Origin of the sequence: Paenibacillus sp. D9 (assembly GCF_001188365.1) — a bacterium.
Classification (GTDB): Bacteria; Bacillota; Bacilli; order Paenibacillales; family Paenibacillaceae; genus Paenibacillus_O; species Paenibacillus_O humicus.
The window spans coordinates 2,394,693-2,411,313 of record NZ_JZEJ01000001.1; the positions used below are offsets into that span (position 1 = coordinate 2,394,693).

The 16,621-nt window shown below is 58.9% G+C and carries 16 protein-coding genes, 5 tRNA genes and 1 pseudogene; 5 read left to right on the forward strand and 17 right to left on the reverse strand.

The annotated features are described in order from the left end of the window. From VE23_RS27330 to VE23_RS11015, 6 genes and pseudogenes are all read right to left on the reverse strand, one after another. Positions 1 to 359, reverse strand: a pseudogene (locus tag VE23_RS27330) (peptidase M28); the annotation flags it as partial. Positions 360 to 431: 72 nt separating this feature from the next. Next, positions 432 to 2,249, reverse strand: coding sequence for a sensor histidine kinase (locus VE23_RS10995; RefSeq protein ID WP_069202458.1), 1,818 nt, complete (start codon positions 2,247 to 2,249; stop codon positions 432 to 434). Further along, positions 2,246 to 3,106, reverse strand: coding sequence for a response regulator (locus tag VE23_RS11000; RefSeq protein WP_049869697.1), 861 nt, complete (start codon positions 3,104 to 3,106; stop codon positions 2,246 to 2,248). The genes VE23_RS10995 and VE23_RS11000 overlap by 4 nt, the downstream gene beginning before the upstream one ends. Positions 3,107 to 3,302: 196 nt before the next feature. Next, complete coding sequence (locus VE23_RS11005; RefSeq protein ID WP_021879933.1) at positions 3,303 to 5,018, reverse strand: extracellular solute-binding protein; 1,716 nt, start codon at positions 5,016 to 5,018, stop codon at positions 3,303 to 3,305. A gap of 96 nt (positions 5,019 to 5,114) precedes the next feature. Then, the gene (locus VE23_RS11010; protein ID WP_048746262.1) at positions 5,115 to 6,008 is read right to left on the reverse strand and encodes a carbohydrate ABC transporter permease; all 894 of its coding nucleotides are present in this window, start codon (positions 6,006 to 6,008) and stop codon (positions 5,115 to 5,117) included. A gap of 39 nt (positions 6,009 to 6,047) precedes the next feature. Next, positions 6,048 to 6,998, reverse strand: a complete 951-nt coding sequence (locus VE23_RS11015; RefSeq protein WP_048746254.1) for an ABC transporter permease — start codon at positions 6,996 to 6,998, stop codon at positions 6,048 to 6,050. Between the two features lie 314 nt (positions 6,999 to 7,312). Here VE23_RS11015 and VE23_RS26475 point away from each other — a divergent pair, with 314 nt between their 5' ends. Further along, positions 7,313 to 8,215 (forward strand): DUF4183 domain-containing protein, encoded by a 903-nt coding sequence (locus VE23_RS26475; protein WP_198156155.1) that lies wholly within the window; start codon positions 7,313 to 7,315, stop codon positions 8,213 to 8,215. Between the two features lie 202 nt (positions 8,216 to 8,417). Here VE23_RS26475 and VE23_RS11025 read toward each other — a convergent pair. The 6 genes from VE23_RS11025 to VE23_RS11050 all read right to left on the reverse strand — a co-directional run bounded on the left by VE23_RS11025 (position 8,418) and on the right by VE23_RS11050 (position 9,554). Next, positions 8,418 to 8,503: transfer RNA gene (locus VE23_RS11025), tRNA-Leu, on the reverse strand. A 28-nt stretch (positions 8,504 to 8,531) separates the two neighbouring features. Beyond that, positions 8,532 to 8,607 (reverse strand) — tRNA-Lys (locus VE23_RS11030). A 5-nt stretch (positions 8,608 to 8,612) separates the two neighbouring features. Beyond that, a tRNA-Glu gene (locus VE23_RS11035) sits at positions 8,613 to 8,687 on the reverse strand. A gap of 184 nt (positions 8,688 to 8,871) precedes the next feature. After that, a tRNA-Ser gene (locus VE23_RS11040) sits at positions 8,872 to 8,962 on the reverse strand. 3 nt (positions 8,963 to 8,965) lie between these two features. Continuing rightward, a tRNA-Asn gene (locus VE23_RS11045) sits at positions 8,966 to 9,041 on the reverse strand. Between the two features lie 33 nt (positions 9,042 to 9,074). Continuing rightward, positions 9,075 to 9,554 (reverse strand): SprT family protein, encoded by a 480-nt coding sequence (locus VE23_RS11050; RefSeq protein WP_048746251.1) that lies wholly within the window; start codon positions 9,552 to 9,554, stop codon positions 9,075 to 9,077. 104 nt (positions 9,555 to 9,658) lie between these two features. Between VE23_RS11050 and VE23_RS11055 the strand changes: the two genes are divergently transcribed. Together VE23_RS11055 and cmpA are read left to right on the forward strand one after the other, a co-directional pair. Continuing rightward, the gene (locus VE23_RS11055) at positions 9,659 to 10,012 is read left to right on the forward strand and encodes a hypothetical protein (protein WP_021879928.1); all 354 of its coding nucleotides are present in this window, start codon (positions 9,659 to 9,661) and stop codon (positions 10,010 to 10,012) included. A gap of 114 nt (positions 10,013 to 10,126) precedes the next feature. Then, the gene (gene cmpA, locus VE23_RS26480; RefSeq protein ID WP_094248199.1) at positions 10,127 to 10,261 is read left to right on the forward strand and encodes a cortex morphogenetic protein CmpA; all 135 of its coding nucleotides are present in this window, start codon (positions 10,127 to 10,129) and stop codon (positions 10,259 to 10,261) included. Between the two features lie 272 nt (positions 10,262 to 10,533). On the opposite strand, the gene VE23_RS11060 is transcribed toward cmpA, so the two are convergent. From VE23_RS11060 to VE23_RS11075, 4 genes are all read right to left on the reverse strand, one after another. After that, entirely contained in the window at positions 10,534 to 12,717 is a 2,184-nt protein-coding gene (locus VE23_RS11060) for a Tex family protein (protein ID WP_176587494.1), read from the reverse strand. A 183-nt stretch (positions 12,718 to 12,900) separates the two neighbouring features. Next, positions 12,901 to 13,536, reverse strand: a complete 636-nt coding sequence (locus tag VE23_RS11065) for an MBL fold metallo-hydrolase (protein WP_049869700.1) — start codon at positions 13,534 to 13,536, stop codon at positions 12,901 to 12,903. Positions 13,537 to 13,544: 8 nt separating this feature from the next. After that, positions 13,545 to 14,111 carry a thioredoxin family protein gene (locus VE23_RS11070; RefSeq protein ID WP_021879924.1) on the reverse strand — a complete coding sequence of 189 codons (567 nt, stop codon included), beginning with the start codon at positions 14,109 to 14,111 and terminating at the stop codon, positions 13,545 to 13,547. A gap of 88 nt (positions 14,112 to 14,199) precedes the next feature. Continuing rightward, the gene (locus tag VE23_RS11075) at positions 14,200 to 14,808 is read right to left on the reverse strand and encodes a DedA family protein (RefSeq protein ID WP_048746248.1); all 609 of its coding nucleotides are present in this window, start codon (positions 14,806 to 14,808) and stop codon (positions 14,200 to 14,202) included. A 165-nt stretch (positions 14,809 to 14,973) separates the two neighbouring features. On the opposite strand from VE23_RS11075, the gene VE23_RS11080 reads away from it, so the two are divergent. Both VE23_RS11080 and VE23_RS11085 read left to right on the forward strand, forming a co-directional pair. Next, positions 14,974 to 15,429 carry a cupredoxin domain-containing protein gene (locus tag VE23_RS11080; protein WP_048745020.1) on the forward strand — a complete coding sequence of 152 codons (456 nt, stop codon included), beginning with the start codon at positions 14,974 to 14,976 and terminating at the stop codon, positions 15,427 to 15,429. Positions 15,430 to 15,710: 281 nt separating this feature from the next. Then, the gene (locus VE23_RS11085) at positions 15,711 to 16,025 is read left to right on the forward strand and encodes a hypothetical protein (RefSeq protein ID WP_021879922.1); all 315 of its coding nucleotides are present in this window, start codon (positions 15,711 to 15,713) and stop codon (positions 16,023 to 16,025) included. Between the two features lie 186 nt (positions 16,026 to 16,211). Here VE23_RS11085 and VE23_RS27005 read toward each other — a convergent pair. Next, the coding region (locus VE23_RS27005) for a hypothetical protein (protein WP_198156156.1) at positions 16,212 to 16,621 on the reverse strand (410 nt) is incomplete at its 5' end.

The window sequence follows — 16,621 nt, forward strand, 5'->3', positions numbered from 1 at the left end:
GGCGGGGGGGGGGAGCCGATGACCCCGATGACAGGCCCGTTGTCGGACACGATCTCCATCCGCTGCGCCAGCATCGTCTGGGCGTTCCAGCCGCCGAGCGTGACGAACTTGATCATGCCGTTGTCCGTAATGGCCGAGACCATGAGCCCGACCTCGTCCATATGGCCGGCCACCATGATCCGCGGTCCCTGCTCGTCGCCGCGGAAAACGCCGAAGATGCTGCCCAGGCGGTCGCGCACAAGCTCGTCCGTGCAAGCGGCCAGCTGGCTTTCCACATACTTGCGCAGCTCCTTCTCATGGCCGGGAACGGCGCGCATCTCCGTCAAAGTCCGGAACAATCCAAGCGTTTCTTCATTCATCTTTCCTTGCCTCCTGATAACAGCAGAATGATTCCAGTATACCTGATTCGCCTCGGCATGCCCACGCGCGCATCAGCCATGCCGCTTCCGCAGCGGAGAATCGGGCGCATCAAGGCTTCTTCGTGCCGGAATTCGGATCCGGATCGCCGTTCCTTGCCCCTCCAATCCGGTTTCGATCGAAATCCCGTAGCTCTCTCCATAATAGAGGCGGATCCGTTCATGCACGTTGCGGATGCCGTAGCCTTGCCGGCTGCGCCCTGTTTCCCTGAACAGCTCCTCCGCCAGGCCTTCGGGCATCCCGATTCCATCGTCGGCAACCTTGAATTCGATGACGGGATGAATGCCTGGCCTGAGCTCCGCGGATATCGAGATTCGAATCCGGTCTCCCTTCCAGGCATGCTCAAGCGCATTTTCCACGAACGGCTGGAGAATCAGCTTGATCGTCATATAACCGGGCAGCCGCTCGTCCCATTGATAGCTCACTTCGACGCGGTCGCCGTATTTGACCTGCTGGATGGCCAGGTAAGCCTGGATCTGATCGAGCTCGTCCGCCGCAGGAATGATGGTTTTCCCGTCGTTGAGCGACATCCGGTAAAAGCGCGCCAGATTCATGATCATCTGATGCTGCTTGTCCACTTCGCCGAACTTCGCCAGCCTGCTGATCGATGAAAGGGTATTGTAGAGGAAATGCGGATTGATCTGAGCCTGCAGCGTTTCGAGCTCCGCCTCTTTTTTGCGCAGCTTCGTCAGGTACACCTCCTGGATGAGGTTGTCCGTCTGTGCGCCGAGCTCGTTGAGGGCATCCGCGATCATGGAATACTCGTCCTGGCCCTTGTACTGGATCCGGCGGCGATAATCGCCTCGGCGGAACGACTGGAGGACCGAAATGACCTTGCCGATCCGCTTCGTGAACGCGCGCGTGACGAACAGGGCGACGCCGATGATCGCCACCATGCTGATGCCGCAGACGAGCACGGTGAGCCAGGTGATCTTGCGGGCATCGGCCTGCAGGACTTCCTCCGGTATGACCGCGATCAAGCTGTACTGGAGCCCCGGCAACGGCTCGCGGATGACCAGGCTGCCTTTGCCGGCTTCCTCCGCTCCCGCCGCAGGGGCAGGCGCTTGGACTTTATCGACATCTCTTCCCGAAGCATGCAGCACCTTGCCGTCTTCGTCGACAATATAGAGACGGCTGCCGGGCATGATTTTCTTGGCGTCCACGCTGTCGAACAAATCGTTGAAATAGACGCTGATCCGGACGAGGCCGAGCTCCTTCAGATCGGAAGGCGTATAGGTGTCCACGATCCGGCGGATCAGCGAGATTCTCCCGAACTTGGCGTCGTCCCCGATCTGGACCCACTTCATCGTCACGTCGTACTGCTCCTTCGGAAGGGACTTGTACCACTCCTCCTTCTGGATACGGGACAGATGAAGGATTTCAAAGGAACGGTTGTTGGACTTGAGAATATCCTCGCCGTCCTTGCTCAGATCATAGATCTCGTTGTACACCTCGTTCTTGATGTACACCGACATTCTCATGCTGCGGTCCGTAGAATTGATCGCTTCCCAGAATTTCGGCAGCAGCACCTTCTTGGTCGCGTCGTAGTTGGCCCAGCCCTCTTCCTTGCTCTTGAGCGCCCTCACCAGCATGCTGTCCTGGTAAAGCATGTCGGTGATGCGGACGGTATCGTCGATCCGGTAGCGGACGTTGTCCTCCATCTGCCTCAAAGTGCCTCGGATGTTGTTCTCCGTCTGGGAGCGGACGGAGCCGACCATGATGGAATTCGCGATCCAGCCGAGCAGCGCCAGAGGAACCATCGTAAGCAGCACATAAGACGCGAACAGCTTCAAGCCGAGCGGAATGAATCCCCTCTGCCGCCCGCCTTTCATTCCCGCCTCCTGTATTCGTTAGGCGTCACGCCGAACGTCTCCTTGAACTGACGGCTGAAATAAGGCATGTATTTGTAGCCGACGCGATCCGCGATTTCATATATTCGAAGCCGGGTCCCTCTCAGCATCTCCCCGGCGATCTTCATCTTCCGGTCGATCAGATGCTCGCTGAAGTTGATTCCCGTCTCCTCCTTGAACAAGGCTCCCAAATAATTGGGCGAGAAAGCGAACGCATCCGCAACCTCCTTCAGCGTAATGTTCTCATGGAGGCGGCTCTCCACGTACTGGACGACTTCCGCGATCAGCCTGGCGTTTTTGGACGGCTTGGAAGGAGCTGCAGCAGGCAGGCTCTGTTCCTGGTCTGTCGGCGGCTTCTGTGCCGATGGCATCTGTGCCGATGGCGTCTCTGTCGGAGGCATCTGTACCGATGGCGTCTGAGCCGATGACGACTGTACCGGCGCCGCCTCGAGAGCCGCCTTCTCCCGATCGAGCTGATCGGCCAGCTTGCGCAGCGCCTGCTCCAGCTCCGCATCATCCATGGGCTTGAGCACATAATCCCACGCGCGGAGCGACAGAGCCTGCTTCACGTAGTGAAAGTCCTGATAGCCGCTTACAAAAATGATCCGAATCCGTTCATGAAGCTCGAGCGCCTTCTCGGCAAGCTCAAGGCCGGACATGCTGGGCATATGCACATCCGTCACCAGAATATCGACCGGCTCCCGGGCAAGAATCTCATACGCATCAAAGCCGCTGTGCACCGCGCCGACGATTTCCAGCCCCATCGAGTCCCATGGAATAAATGTCTGCATGCCTTTCAGATCCAGCTCTTCGTCATCCACGATCAGAACCTTGTACATGATGTCTCCTCCCTTGCCCGCTGGCAGCATGCCCGCCTTCTATTCGGCAGTCAGCGCATTCGACGAATCAGTCATGGGCCGCTCCATCCGGAATGTAGAATTTAACCGGCGTCATGAAGAAAAAAGACCGCCGCCCCTCCGGGACGGCGGACATGCTTTCAGTATAGCCTTCAAACCGATGCTTGGGGATGGAAAATCAGCCATTGCTGCCAATGATCTTCCGGTTTTCATGCCATTTGTTCGTTTTGTAGTCCAGCAGCTGCTGGTAGCCGATCGCCATCGCGTCCTTGTCGGCCTTGTCGAGGATGGCCAGCACTTCCTCGTCGCTTTTCGCATACAAGGCCTTGGCGCGCGACTCGTCCCAGATCTCTTCCACGCTCGTCTGGATGATGCCTTCCTCGGAGTTCGGCGCAGGCGCAAGGTTGATGAATTCGGTCGCGTCCTTTTGCGTTTTCCACGTAATCGTGCTCTGGTATCTCGTTTCCCATGTCTTCTGGTCGTCAGGCAGAGTCGACTCGAACTTCATCTTCGATTTGTCCATGAAGGCGGAGTTGCCGACCCATTGCAGGTTGACCGTCGCATCCATGACTTTGGTGCGGCCTTTGACATCCGTCAAATAAGTATCCTTGAAGAGCGGGGAGCCCTCTTCGTCATGCCCTTCCCAATACATGCCCTCCGGTCCCCACATGAGCGTGCGGGTTCCTTCCGGTCCGGTCAGCCAATCCAGGAAGGCGAAGATCTTCTCGGGATCCTTCGCGGATTTGGTGATGACGCTTACGTTCCAGCCCAGGCCCGTGTAGGTGCCGGGGAAAATCTTGTCTTTGTTGAGGCCTTCCTTGCGGATCGGCCAGATCATGAAGTAGCCGTCGTTCGGATCCGCCTTCTTCAGCTCGGCGTCTCCGGCCGAACCATATTCCGTCGGGCTTGCGCCGGCAAACACGGCGACCTTGCCGGTGAACGCCTTCTCCTTGACCTGATCCTTCTTCTGCGTCATGGCGTCGGGGCTCATGAGCTTCTCGCGGAACAGCCTGGAGTTGAAGAGCATCGACTCGCGATAGACCGGATCCTGGAAAATCGAGGTCAGCTTGTCGCCGGTAATGGCGGCGCGGTTCCCGATGGCGGCCAGATTGGCATCCTCGGCGAAGGCGCTGTAGATGACATCCAGCCCCTGTCCGTCCACGGCCAGATCCGGATTGAACGGCACGACTGTCGGGAACTTCTCCTTCACTGCCTTCAAATAATTGTAGAAGTCGTCGGTCGTCTCGAGCTTCGGCGAGCCGAGCGCTTCATAATACTTTTTATTGACCAAGTAGCCGGCGTTGCCGAACGGCTGGCTGCTGTACCAGTTCGGGAACTGATAGATTTTGCCGTCGCTGGAGCGGAGCATGTTGATGTTCTTCTCGCCGACCCATTTCTTAAAGTTCGGGTACTTGTCGATGTAGTCGTCGAACGGCACCAGCATGTCGGCTTCGCGGAGCTTCTCGACATCCGCGCCCTTGTCGAGCCAGATGACGTCCGGAAGCTTGCCGGATGCGATCATCGTGTTCAGCTTCTGGGCGGCGTTGCCTCCCGACTGGACAGCCGTGACGTTGACCTTCATGTTGTCCATGATCCATTTGGAGGAGACGTCTCCTCCCCACTTGGGCATCGTGTACCAATCGTAGTGGCCGTACATGCTGTACTCCAGCGGCTCGCTGCCTACCTGCCAGCCGCTTGCCTCCGGCGCTGTCGACGCGTCTGGCGACGGCGCCGTCGAAGCCGCCGGCTCCGGAGAAGCGCCATTGCTGCCTGCCGATCCCGAATTGCCGCCCCCGTTGTTGCCGCCTGAACAGCCTGCCAGCGCCGTTGCGGCTACCATGGCGAGAGCCATGCTCTTGAACGCAGTCACTTTCCATTTGCTCAACTCGTTCATCCCCTTTTCCGAGCTCTAAAATCTATATTTTAAATGCACGGCCCGTTGCCGGACTTGCGTGCCCTTAAAACCAATCGTCGCTGCAAGATACCCGGCTCAGCCCTTCACGGCGCCGACGAGCACGCCCTTCACGAAATAACGCTGAACGAACGGATACACGCAGATGATCGGAAGCGTGGCGACCATCATCGTCGCCATCGACAGCGATTTGCCCGTTATGGTCTTCATTGCCGACAGCCTGGCCTGCGCGGCGGAGTCGAGCTGCTGCATCTGCTCGGTCATAATGTTGGAGTTAAGAATCTGCTGCAGCTTCGTCTGGATCGGGATCAGGTTCTCGTTGTTGATGTAGATGCTCGGCATGAACCAGTCGTTCCAGTGGCTGATCGCCGTGAACAGAGCCAAGGTCGCGATGACAGGACCCGACAGGGGCAGCACGATCCGGAAAAACGTTCCCCAGTAGCCGCAGCCGTCGATGCGCGCCGACTCGTCCAGTCCCGCCGGCAGTCCCAGGAAGAACGTGCGGAATACGATCATGTTCCAGACGCTGATCAGCGACGGAATGATGAATACCCAGAAGGAGTCGAACAGATGCAGGCTGCGGATCAGCAGGAAGGTCGGAATGAGGCCGCCGCTGAAATACATCGTGATGATGCAGGCGACCATGTAGAACTTGCGTCCGACAAGCTCGCTGCGCGTCATGCCGTAGGCGAAGATTGCCGTGCAGAGAATGGCGGATGCGGTTCCGACAATCGTGCGGAGCACGGAGACCAGAAACGCATGGAGGATCCGGCTGTCCTGGAACACGATCTCGTAATTTTCCAGCGTGAAGGCGCGGGGCCATACCGTCACGCCTCCCAGAGCGGTATCCATTCCTTCATTGAAGGACACCACCACCGCGTTCCAGAACGGATAGAAGCATGTAACGGAAAGCAAGACTAAAAACGTATAGATGAATCCGGTGAAAAAGCGGTCGCCATAGCCGAGTCTGATTTTCAAGCCTCTCTTCCTCCTTCGATCCAAGATGTCATCTTACCACAGGCTGTTGCCGGATCGGCGCGCAAGCAGATTGGCTATGGTGAGCAGCGAAACGCTGACGACGGCCTTGAACAGTCCGACGGCGGTCGCATAGGAGAAGCGCTGCGATTCGATGCCCATCCTGTATACATAGGTTTCCAGCACATCCGCCACCGGCCTCAGCACCGGATCGCTGCCGATCAGGAGGATGTCCTCGAAGCCGGCCGTAAGCAGGTTGCCGACGGCAAGGATGAAGAAGATGATGATGACCGGCATGATCGTCGGGAGCGTGACGACGAACATCTGCTTGAACCGGCTCGCGCCGTCCATGGAGGCGGCTTCGTACAGGCTCGGGTCCACTCCGGCGATCGCCGCCAAATAGACGATGGAGCCGAAGCCGATTTCCTTCCAGACATTGGCCGAGATCAGGATGCTCCAGAAATGCTCCGGCATGTTGAGCCATCCGACCGGCTCGTCGATCAGGTTGACCGACTGGAGAAGCATGTTGAGACTTCCGTTCTCCGTGGAAAGGATCGACATGGCAAGTCCCGAGACGATGACCCAGGAAAGGAAATGCGGCAGGTAGCTGATCGTCTGGACGATCCGCTTGAAGTAGCGGCTGCGCACCTCATTGAGCATGAGCGCGAGCAGAATCGGCGCCGGGAAGCAGATGACCAGCTTCAGAAAGCTGATGACGAGCGTATTGCGCATCACCCTGCCGAATACGGGGTCGTTGAAGAAACGCTCGAAATGCTTGAACCCGACCCAGGGACTTCCCGATATGCCTTTGAAAATGTTGTAGTCCTGGAACGCGGTTATGGTTCCGTACATCGGAAGATAGAAGAAGATGACGATGAGGATAAAGGCCGGTATGACCATCAATTGAAGGTCCCACTGGCGCAGAAAGCGAATGATCGCGGGCCGCTCTTTGCGGCGTTGGTGCAGGTCGACTTCCAGTTGTGCCATGTTGTTCCCCCCTGCGTACATTGTACGTTCGGGATGGAAGCCTTTTCTATGGGTTGATTCAACGAAATATGATAGAAATCAATGAAATGTTATTTTACATCACATAATTGACCGAAATTATCATGTTTTAGCATCCCACCTAGAAATGTATGCGCTATCCAATAAAACTGGTTCCGTTTTCATCTGACATCGCTTTTTTTCTTTCTGCGGGAAGGGAAGTAACCTCACATTGCTGCCGTCAGGGAAGATCGGCTTGCCGCGACGAATGCCGTCTCGGTTCCTCTTGCTTCGGCATAAGCTTATGGAGAGGTGGGATGGCTATGCGAACCGGCAAGCGAGGAGGAAAAAAGGACCGCGATACCTCCAGACAGGCAAAAAGGAAAGGCGTCCGCAAACAGCGGCCCGCTTCTTCAAGCCGCATTCTGAAGGTCAGAAGGATCTATTTCTACGGCTTGTCCGACGGTGTGTGCAGAGACTTCGGTCCGGCCCGCGGAGGCGCAGGCCGAATTCCCGCTCCCAGCCAGGTCAGCTGGTACAACCTCTATGTCAACCAGTCCATCCAGCCGCCGGGCTTGTACCGGATCGGGCCCAACAGCCTCCATCTGCTGAGCCGGGATGTGCCTCCGAGAGGAGCCCCTGTCCTTCTGGAGAGCGTGAGCCTCCTGCTGTCCCGGAAGCTGCGCAAAAGAAAGCGCCGGACAAAGGCCCGCCACGAGCAAATGCCTGTTGCCTCTAAGACAAGTCGCTCATACGCTATCACATCCCAATGGAAAGGAGATGAAGGCGATATGCCTCCGTCCTTGATCAAAGCCTTTTTTGCCGCAAGCAGCGTTGTCAGCGGAACCGTGGATACGGTCACGTCGACCAGCGTCGTCGACACGGCGACCCGGTTCAATGCCGCCGTCACCGCGCCGATGATCGATGCGGGAGCAGGCACGACGACGATTCCCGCGACAAGCTTCCTTGACGACGCGGGCAATCCCGTGCCCGCGGGAAGCTTGCCTGCCGTCGCCCCCGGCGGCTCCTTCGACGTATACGTCAACGGCATCCTGCAGCAAAGCGAGCTGTCCGCGCCAAGTCCGACCGGACTTGTCTTGGCGACAGCCGATATCCTCCCCGGCACCCCCGTAAACCTGGCCATCCACAATTATGGCGGAACGACCTCCACCAGCACCTCCACCCCCTCGCTGACGGTCACGACGACAATCAGCTCCTGATCTCTGCGCGCACAAAAAAATCAAGCTCGACAATCCTTCCATCAAGCGGCATCCGTGCATGGCCGCCCTGGCGGCGGACCGCCCTTTCACGGGCATGGAAAAGGGGTGCCCCTTGAAACCCGGGCACCCCTTATTTTAGGTCTGGACAATCCATTAACAACGCAAAAAAGCCTTCCGTAAACGGAAGGCGTCATCATCGATATGGTGCGGTAGAGAGGACTCGAACCTCCACGGGCGTACGCCCACTACCCCCTCAAGATAGCGTGTCTGCCATTCCACCACTACCGCACGTATAGGGGAAAAACCTAGGAAAAAATGGTGAGCCATGAAGGACTCGAACCTTCGACACCCTGATTAAAAGTCAGGTGCTCTACCAACTGAGCTAATGGCTCGAATATGGTGACCCGTAGGGGATTCGAACCCCTGTTACCTCCGTGAAAGGGAGGTGTCTTAACCCCTTGACCAACGGGCCATGCAGCTTGTCCTTCAAGGAAGAACTTTTCAAACAACATGAATGAATATATCATACGCGACGATTCCGTGCAAGTCCTTTTTCAAAAAAAGATTTCATCCGGAAAGACGGAAAAAGTTCGCCGGCCGGCTGCCCGGCTCCAAAACAAAAAAAGACCGGGTACGGTCTCTTCTGTCCAGAAGAATGGCGGAGAGAGAGGGATTCGAACCCTCGCACCACTTACGCAGTCTAACCCCTTAGCAGAGGGTCCCCTTGAGCCACTTGGGTATCTCTCCGAATGGCTCCCCGAACAGGACTCGAACCTGTGACAACTCGATTAACAGTCGAGTGCTCTACCAACTGAGCTATCAGGGAACAATGAAATAAACGGTAACAAAATCTAATTTATCATGCCTCGCTGACGCTGTCAAGCGCTGTCAAAACAAGCTTCCCCCTGCACTTTCCGCATCGATAACGAGCCGGATCCACCTTGCGCTTGCGCTTGTATTCCATGCGGCAGGCGGTGCAGACCAGCTTGTAGCGGAACGGAAGCGGCTTGCGCTGCTCCCTGTCCGGCAGCGGACGGCAATGCCTGGATCCTCCCGAACGAGCGAGCCATTCCTTGAAATCGGCATCGCGATGCCGGTATCCCATCCCGAGCAGATGCAGATGATAATGGCATAGCTCATGCCGGATGATCTTCTCGGTTTCCTCGGGGCCGTAGATCTCCAGCTGCTTTGCGCTGATGTCGATGTTATGCGACTTCAGGAAGTAGCGGCCCCCCGTCGAAGTCAGCCTTCTGTTGAACGTCGCTCGGTGCCGGAACGGAATTCCGAACGCCTCCAGCGATACCCTCTCCACCCATGCTTGCAGCTCCTTATCCTCCATCACCTCTGGACATCCCTCCCTCTTGAATTGTAAAGCCACCTTGGGCTACACTGTCAAGTAGATTGCCGCCCTCCGCGGGCGGGAGAGGAGCAAGAACCCAAGCCATGCCTACCATGAAATATGTATTGTTCCGGCAGGGAGAGCAGCTCTCCATCGTCGAGATGCCCGCAACCCACGCCTACCAGCTGTCCGCCCTCAACCTTCGCCTCCATAAGGAGCTGGACAAGCTTACGGCCGCCAACGTTCCCAGCCTGCCGCATTGCATCGCCGAATTCTCCGAGCTCGAGCTGCATGACGGCGCGGTGCCGGTCCAGTCCGGCATCGACTATCTCAACGAGCTTGTCGAGAGCTTCTTCAACATTGAAGAGAAAGCCTATCCGATTAAGTCCTTGCGGACGGAGATGGTCGCGCTGCAAGCCCAGCTCGAGCAGTGGTACGAGGAAGAGTACGAGGACTAGGACGGAACGCTGCGGCGGATGAAGCCGCCTGCTCGTCCCAAGCTGGACCTGCACGCTCCGTCAGTCCCCCCCATATGCTATACGAACCATTCCTGGCAGAGGGGGGAAGATGCGATGCCGCAATGGCTGAGCAGCCAACTGATGCGCGCGTTCCAGCAAAAGGACCTCCGGCAGATCCGGCTCCTGAACGACTGCTGGTTCATTTATCGCACCAAGGAGCCGCGCGACGATTCCGCCACGACCGTCTGATTCCGAGGCTTCCCCGCTGCCCGTCCGGCAGCAGGGAAGCCTCTTTCTCTTTCCCTGTGTGTAAGCATGCCTGCCGAACGAATGGAGGCCATAACGGAGTATCGCGCTGCCGACGCGCCATCAACGAATCCGTTCCTCGCCGATGGGCAATAGCCAAACAAGGTGCCCCCCGGGACACCTTGTTTGGCTTGGCCGGCTTTTGGACATGCGGCTGCCGGGCTGCCGTGTATGAGAAGCTCCAGTGCGCAACGGGCCGGGACAGGCCGGCGCAATCAACCGGGAGAGCGCATGGTGAGGCCGACACGGCCTTTTTTCAAGTCCACGTTCAGCACCCATACCGTCACGACGTCGCCGACCGCCACGACATCCATCGGATGCTTGACGAAGCGGTCGCTCATCTGGGAAATGTGGACAAGACCGTCGTTCTTGATGCCGATGTCCACGAAAGCGCCGAAGTCGATGACGTTGCGTACCGTCCCTTGAAGCTCCATGCCGGCCTGCAGGTCCTCGATCGCAAGCACGTCCTTGGAAAAGACGGGCGCAGGCAGCTCCTCGCGCGGATCCCTTCCCGGACGCATCAGGCTGTCGATGATATCCTTCAGGGTCGGCTCGCCAACGCCGAGACGTCCAGCAAGCGAGGAGGCATCCGCCGCCGAGAGCCGCTCCCGCGCATGATCCGTTCCGATGGCGTCCATGCCGAGCCCGAGCTCCCGGAACAGTCCGGAGACGACGGCATACGATTCAGGGTGGATCGGAGTGCGGTCAAGCGGGTTGGCCGCTTCGGGAATGCGGATGAAGCCGATGCACTGCTCGTACGTCTTGGCGCCCAGACGCGGCACCTTCTTGAGCTCTGCCCGCGATCCGAACCTGCCGGTCTCCTCGCGATGCTTCACGATGTTCTTGGCGGTCGTCGCATTTATTCCAGCGACGTAAGACAAGAGAGATGCCGAAGCGGTATTGGCGTCGACTCCGACATGGTTGACGGCCGATTCCACGACGCCGCCGAGCGTCTCGCCGAGCCGCTTCTGGCTGACGTCATGCTGGTACTGGCCGACTCCGATCGCCTTCGGCTCGATCTTGACGAGCTCGGCCAGAGGATCCTGCAGGCGGCGGGCGATGGAAACCGCGCTGCGCTCCGCCACGTCAAGCGAAGGAAACTCCTCCGCGGCAAGCTTGGAAGCCGAATAGACGCTTGCGCCGGCCTCGCTGACAATGATGTATTGGAGCGCCTCCGCGCCCTTCTTGCCTGCTGCGGCCCGGTTCTTGATAAGGCCGGCGATAAAGCTCTCGGTCTCTCTCGAGGCGGTGCCGTTGCCGATGACGATGAGAGTAACGCCGTATTTGTCGATCAGGCCGCCGATAATCCTCTCCGCATCCGCGACCTTGTTGTTCGGAGGAGTCGGGTAGGTGACGGCGACTTCAAGCAGCTTGCCGGTCTCGTCCACGACGGCCAGCTTGCAGCCGGTCCGGTAAGCCGGATCGACGCCGAGCACCACATATCCCGGAACAGGCGGCTGAAGAAGCAGATTCCGCAAGTTGGCGGAGAAAATGCCGATTGCATGCTCTTCCGCCTTGTCCGTCAGCTCCGACCGGACTTCCCGCTCGATGGAAGGAGCGATCAGGCGCTTGTAGGCGTCCTCGATGGCGGCGACGAGCGCCTCCCTGACGCCTGGCGAGGTGCCTTGGCGCAGCGTGTGCCGGATCATGTAGTCATGAATCCGATCGGCCTGAACCTCCAGGCTGACGCGGAGCACCTCTTCCCTTTCCCCGCGGTTGATGGCAAGGACGCGATGCGGCGGAAGCTTGCGCAGCGGCTCCCGATAGTCGTAGTACATCTCGTAGACGGATTCCTCTCCGGCTTGCCTGACGACGGTACGAAGAGCTCCCTGCTCCATTGTGAACTTGCGCACCCATGCCCGTGTCCTCGCCTCGTCGGCCATCTCCTCCGCAATGATGTCCTGGGCTCCCGCCAGGGCATCGGCAGGCGTTTCGACGCCTTGGTCCGGATGGACGTAGGCCTCGGCCTCCTTCAGCGGATCCCCTTGACGGGGCTGCGACAGCAGCCACCGGGCAAGCGGCTCGAGTCCGCGCTCGCGCGCGACGGAAGCGCGCGTTTTGCGCTTTTGCCGGTAAGGACGGTACAGATCCTCCACTTCCTGCAGCTTCATGGAGCCGAGCACGGCTTTTTCCAGCTCCGGTGTCAGCTTTCCCTGCTCGCCGATGAGCCGAAGGACTTCCCGCTTGCGTTCTTCCAGGCTGCGGCGGTAATTCAGCTTCTCCTCGATGGAGCGCAGCTCGTTCTCGTCCAGCTCGCCGGTCATTTCCTTGCGGTAGCGGGCGATGAAAGGAATCGTGTTGCCTTCGTCGAGCAGCCCGACTGCCGCCTTCACCTTGCCGAGAGGAAGGCCGAGCTCCTGGGCGACGCCCTTCACGATGCGCTCCTGTTCGGCCGCCATCTCCTCCGGCGAAAGCGCTGGCCGCGCTTCCCCTTCTTGCCTTGCGTCCGTATCCGTGCCGATTCTATCCGCCAATCTCATTGCCGCCTTTCCATTGCTTGATGGGAATCAAAAGCTGCCGAAGGAAATAAAAACCGCCCCTTCCGCGGAAACAACCGGGCGGAAGGAAGCGGACAATCGCTCTCAGCCGATTCGTACATAAGGATTGTTCTGCATTTCATGCCCGATCGTCGTCGCCGGCCCGTGGCCGTTGTGGACCTTGACCTGCGGATCGAGGCGATAGAGCTTGGACCGGATGGAGTTGTACAGATCCGCCTCGCGCCCGCCGGGCAGATCCGTGCGCCCAATCGATTGCCGGAACAGCACGTCGCCGGAAAAAAGGTCCGAGCCATGCAGGAAGCTGACGCTTCCGGGGCTGTGGCCCGGAGTATGAAGGACACGGAAGCTGAATCCCGCCAGCTCCAGCTTCATGCCCTCGTCGAGAGCGTATTCGGCCGGATCGGTTACAAGCGGCGGCGTCATATGGCTCCACCGCAGCGATCCGTTCTTCGCGGGATCGGTCAGCCAATCCGCCTCCAGATCGTGGATATAGACCGGGCAGCCGAATGCCTTGCGAACTTCGTCCACGCCGCCCATATGGTCCAGATGGGCGTGGGTCAAGAGAATCGCCTCCAGCTTGAAGCCACCGCTGCGGATGCGCTCCACGAGGCGCTTCGGCTCCATGCCGGGATCGATGACGACCGCCTGGCCGCTCTCTTCGTTGATCAACAGGTAGCAGTTCGTCTGGATGGGGCCAAGCACGAACTTCTCGATCTTCATCGCGCTCATCAGATCGACGAGAACAGCTCGCGCAGCTCGCGAACGACTTCTCTCTGATAGGCGGCGTCTTCGCCGTAGCGGCGCATGATCTCCTTGCGCGTCTCGGCCAGGTTATCCTGATAGTCGGGCGCTTCGCGGTCGGTGTTCTCCTGCTTGAACCGGACCATCGGCTCCTGGATGCGTGCCGGGCGCGGGCCCCATTGCCCGAGCACATGGCCGCCGGTGTCGGCGACGATGACGATCGGCACCGAGCGCCCTCCCATGGTGAGGAACTGGTCCATCGTATCGAGATGCTCTTCCATAATCAGCACTTCGACGGGCACGCCGCTGTTCTCCAGAGCGCGAAGCACGGCCGGGATGTTGCGCACGACGTCCCCGCACCAATCCGCCATCAGGATCAGCACGCGCAGATCGTCGCGGTTGTTCAGCGATTCGAAAAACTCGCGGTCGTCCTCGCTTTCCCATTCGAAGCGGTCGTACCAGGAGTCGAAAGCTTCCTTGTTTTTCGTCATGCCTTCGCGGAACTGCTGCGGCGTGATTCCCTTCGACAGCTTGTCGGCTATTTGCTTGGCCATAGGTTATCCACTCCTTGTCGCCTTGCCGCCGGCGGCGGCTTTCGGCCCATTTCCATCTATTGTACCAAACGTCCGGACTGCGCCACAATCAGACCGTGCGGCCGCGGGAGCGCAAGTATTTGAACAGCACGTACATGATCAGCACCGCGACGGCGACCAGAATGGCCGGCATCGTGTAAGGAGCCGCCTTGTCCTTGATCTGTTCCCAGTTGCTGCCCAGGCTGCGGCCGATGTAGACGAACAGGATCGACCACGGAAGCGAAGCGATCGCCGTCAGCAGCGTGAACGTGGACAGCGGCATGCGGGCCATTCCCGCAGGAATGGAGATGACCTGGCGCATCACCGGAACGAAGCGGGCGGTGAACACCATGCCCGGACCGTAGCGCTGGAACCAGCCTTCGGCGATATCGATATGCTTCGGCTTGATCTTGATGTATTTCCCGTATTTGTCCAGGAACGGACGCCCTCCGTACAAGCCGATCGCGTACAGGATCCACTGCTGCAGGATCGCGCCGATCGTCCCGCAAAGAACCGCTCCCCAGAAGGTCATGCTTCCCGTGGATACCATGTAGCCGGCATAACCGAGTACGATCTCGCTCGGAATCACTTCCATGGCCAGCCCCAGAATGATGCCGAAATACCCGAGCTTCTCTACGATGCCGAGCAAATAAGTGACGAGTTCATGAAACAAGTGCATGCCTTCCACTCCAATCTCATAATGAGGCGATGCTTTCGCCGCCGGTGTTTGTCCCGGTAATTCTATCATAGGCTTCCCAAATGGTGCCATAGGACAAACGGTCATGGCGGCCAGAACGGATGCATAGAATATGTTGATGTCATGGACAAGAAGGGGTGGACCGCAATGAACGCCATTATTGTAACGAGAAAACAGCTCCGGCTCGCGGCTCTCGCGCTCACGATCGCCATTCTTGCCGTCGCCTGCTGGAGGCTGTATCCGAGCGTTTCCGGCGAAGCGGCTTCGGCTACGGCAGCGGCGAATCCGCAAGTATTCGAGATGGTCACCGGCGAGTTCAGAAGCCAGACGGCAGACGGCAAGGAAATCGAAGTGTACCAATGGAGCCCGAACTTCCTCACGGTGAAGAAAGGCGAGCAGGTCACGCTGCGCATCACCGGCGTCAACGGCGCCAGCCACCCGTTCGTCATTGAAGGGCTCGGCGTAAAAGGAGTGGTCAAAAAAGGGTCGGTGACGGAAGTCAGCTTCACGCCGGAAAAAGCAGGCACCTATCCGATCATCTGCATGACCCATACGGACCTCAAGCACGGCGGACCGATGGTCGGGTACATCCATGTCCAGTAGGCCGACCGTTACCGAGCATGCTTGAAACGATTGGAAAGCCGAAAAAGCTGCGTTCCCTTTCGGGGAAGCAGCTTTTTTTCATGAGGCTGAGGGCGGATCGCCGCCCCAAGCCGGAACCGGAGCGGAAGCTATCGGCATAGCGCGGCCAAGGCGTTCGCGGCAGGAGCAAGAGGCGAAGCAGAGCAAAAACTTCCGGGCGATAAAGCGGATGGCCTCCGGCTTGCGCCGGCCTGCACATCCTGCCTGCCCGAACATATATTGTGGGGAAAGGAGTGGGCTCGATGAACGGCATGCCAAGCAACAAGCATCAGCGTGAGCTCCCTACCGCCCGCAAAATCCGGCGCGCCTGCAGCAATGAGCTGTACCGGACCGCCAAGCGCCTGAAAGGATACATTTCCAAGGAGCAGATGGAGCAGGCGGAAAAGCTGTATACGCGCAAGGTTTATCTCAATCTCGTGTTCGTCCACGAGAACCGCGACAACCGCAAAAAGCTGTGCGACTGGTGGGACGACAACGTCGCCGCCGAAATTGCCGAGCTGTGGCAGGCCGACCCGGAAAAGCTGAAGTCGGCATTCCGCGATGCCTTCGGCGGCTGAAGGAAATCCAAACCGCGGTGCGAAGGCTGCGGCTGAACGCGCTTAGGGTTCCAAAGGCTGAGGACTACGGTATGGCTTCATGCGCTGAGGACCAAGGCTGCGGACTATGGTATGGCTTCATGCGCTGAGGACCAAGGCTGGCGGACTACGGTATGGCTTCATGCGCTGAGAACCAAGGCTGGCGGACTACGGTATGGCTGCCGCCATCCGGCCGTCCAGCAGCTCCGCAAGCGAAGCGGCAGCTGCCGCAGCTTCCGGCATCATGCGGAAGCCGCGGCTGTTCGCCGGCGTCCCGGGGATCGGTGCTTGCCGGACAAGCTCCGAGTAGTCCGCATACAGCGCGAGACCCCGCCTGGCCGTGCCTCGGGCCAGCGCAGCCTTTCCTTGCCGGAGCTGCAGCTGCGCCAGCTGTAGCAGCAGCTCCGGCAAGGCCGCCTGCCTGGACGCGTTCCACTTGTCCAGGCGCAGCGCCGCGCGCAGCCGCGCTTCCGCGCGCGGCGCATCCCCAAGCTCGGCATAAGCCACGCCGAGCTCCCACTGCAGCGGAGCGGACTGCGGCTCATAGCGCAGTCCGTCCGCCAGCAGCGCCGTCCTCC

Excerpts from the sequence above, each read along its gene's own strand:
- cmpA (WP_094248199.1), top strand. The coding sequence starts at position 10,127 with ATGCCGCAATGGCTGAGCAGCCAACTGATGCGCGCGTTCCAGCAAAAG.
- VE23_RS11055 (WP_021879928.1), top strand. The coding sequence starts at position 9,659 with ATGCCTACCATGAAATATGTATTGTTCCGGCAGGGAGAGCAGCTCTCC.
- VE23_RS11000 (WP_049869697.1), bottom strand. The coding sequence starts at position 3,106 with ATGTACAAGGTTCTGATCGTGGATGACGAAGAGCTGGATCTGAAAGGC.
- VE23_RS11065 (WP_049869700.1), bottom strand. The coding sequence starts at position 13,536 with ATGAAGATCGAGAAGTTCGTGCTTGGCCCCATCCAGACGAACTGCTAC.
- VE23_RS11075 (WP_048746248.1), bottom strand. The coding sequence starts at position 14,808 with ATGCACTTGTTTCATGAACTCGTCACTTATTTGCTCGGCATCGTAGAG.
- VE23_RS11070 (WP_021879924.1), bottom strand. The coding sequence starts at position 14,111 with ATGGCCAAGCAAATAGCCGACAAGCTGTCGAAGGGAATCACGCCGCAG.
- VE23_RS11050 (WP_048746251.1), bottom strand. The coding sequence starts at position 9,554 with ATGGAGGATAAGGAGCTGCAAGCATGGGTGGAGAGGGTATCGCTGGAG.
- VE23_RS11005 (WP_021879933.1), bottom strand. The coding sequence starts at position 5,018 with ATGAACGAGTTGAGCAAATGGAAAGTGACTGCGTTCAAGAGCATGGCT.
- VE23_RS26475 (WP_198156155.1), top strand. The coding sequence starts at position 7,313 with ATGGCTATGCGAACCGGCAAGCGAGGAGGAAAAAAGGACCGCGATACC.
- VE23_RS11085 (WP_021879922.1), top strand. The coding sequence starts at position 15,711 with ATGAACGGCATGCCAAGCAACAAGCATCAGCGTGAGCTCCCTACCGCC.
- VE23_RS11080 (WP_048745020.1), top strand. The coding sequence starts at position 14,974 with ATGAACGCCATTATTGTAACGAGAAAACAGCTCCGGCTCGCGGCTCTC.
- VE23_RS10995 (WP_069202458.1), bottom strand. The coding sequence starts at position 2,249 with ATGAAAGGCGGGCGGCAGAGGGGATTCATTCCGCTCGGCTTGAAGCTG.
- VE23_RS11060 (WP_176587494.1), bottom strand. The coding sequence starts at position 12,717 with ATGGCGGCCGAACAGGAGCGCATCGTGAAGGGCGTCGCCCAGGAGCTC.
- VE23_RS11015 (WP_048746254.1), bottom strand. The coding sequence starts at position 6,998 with ATGGCACAACTGGAAGTCGACCTGCACCAACGCCGCAAAGAGCGGCCC.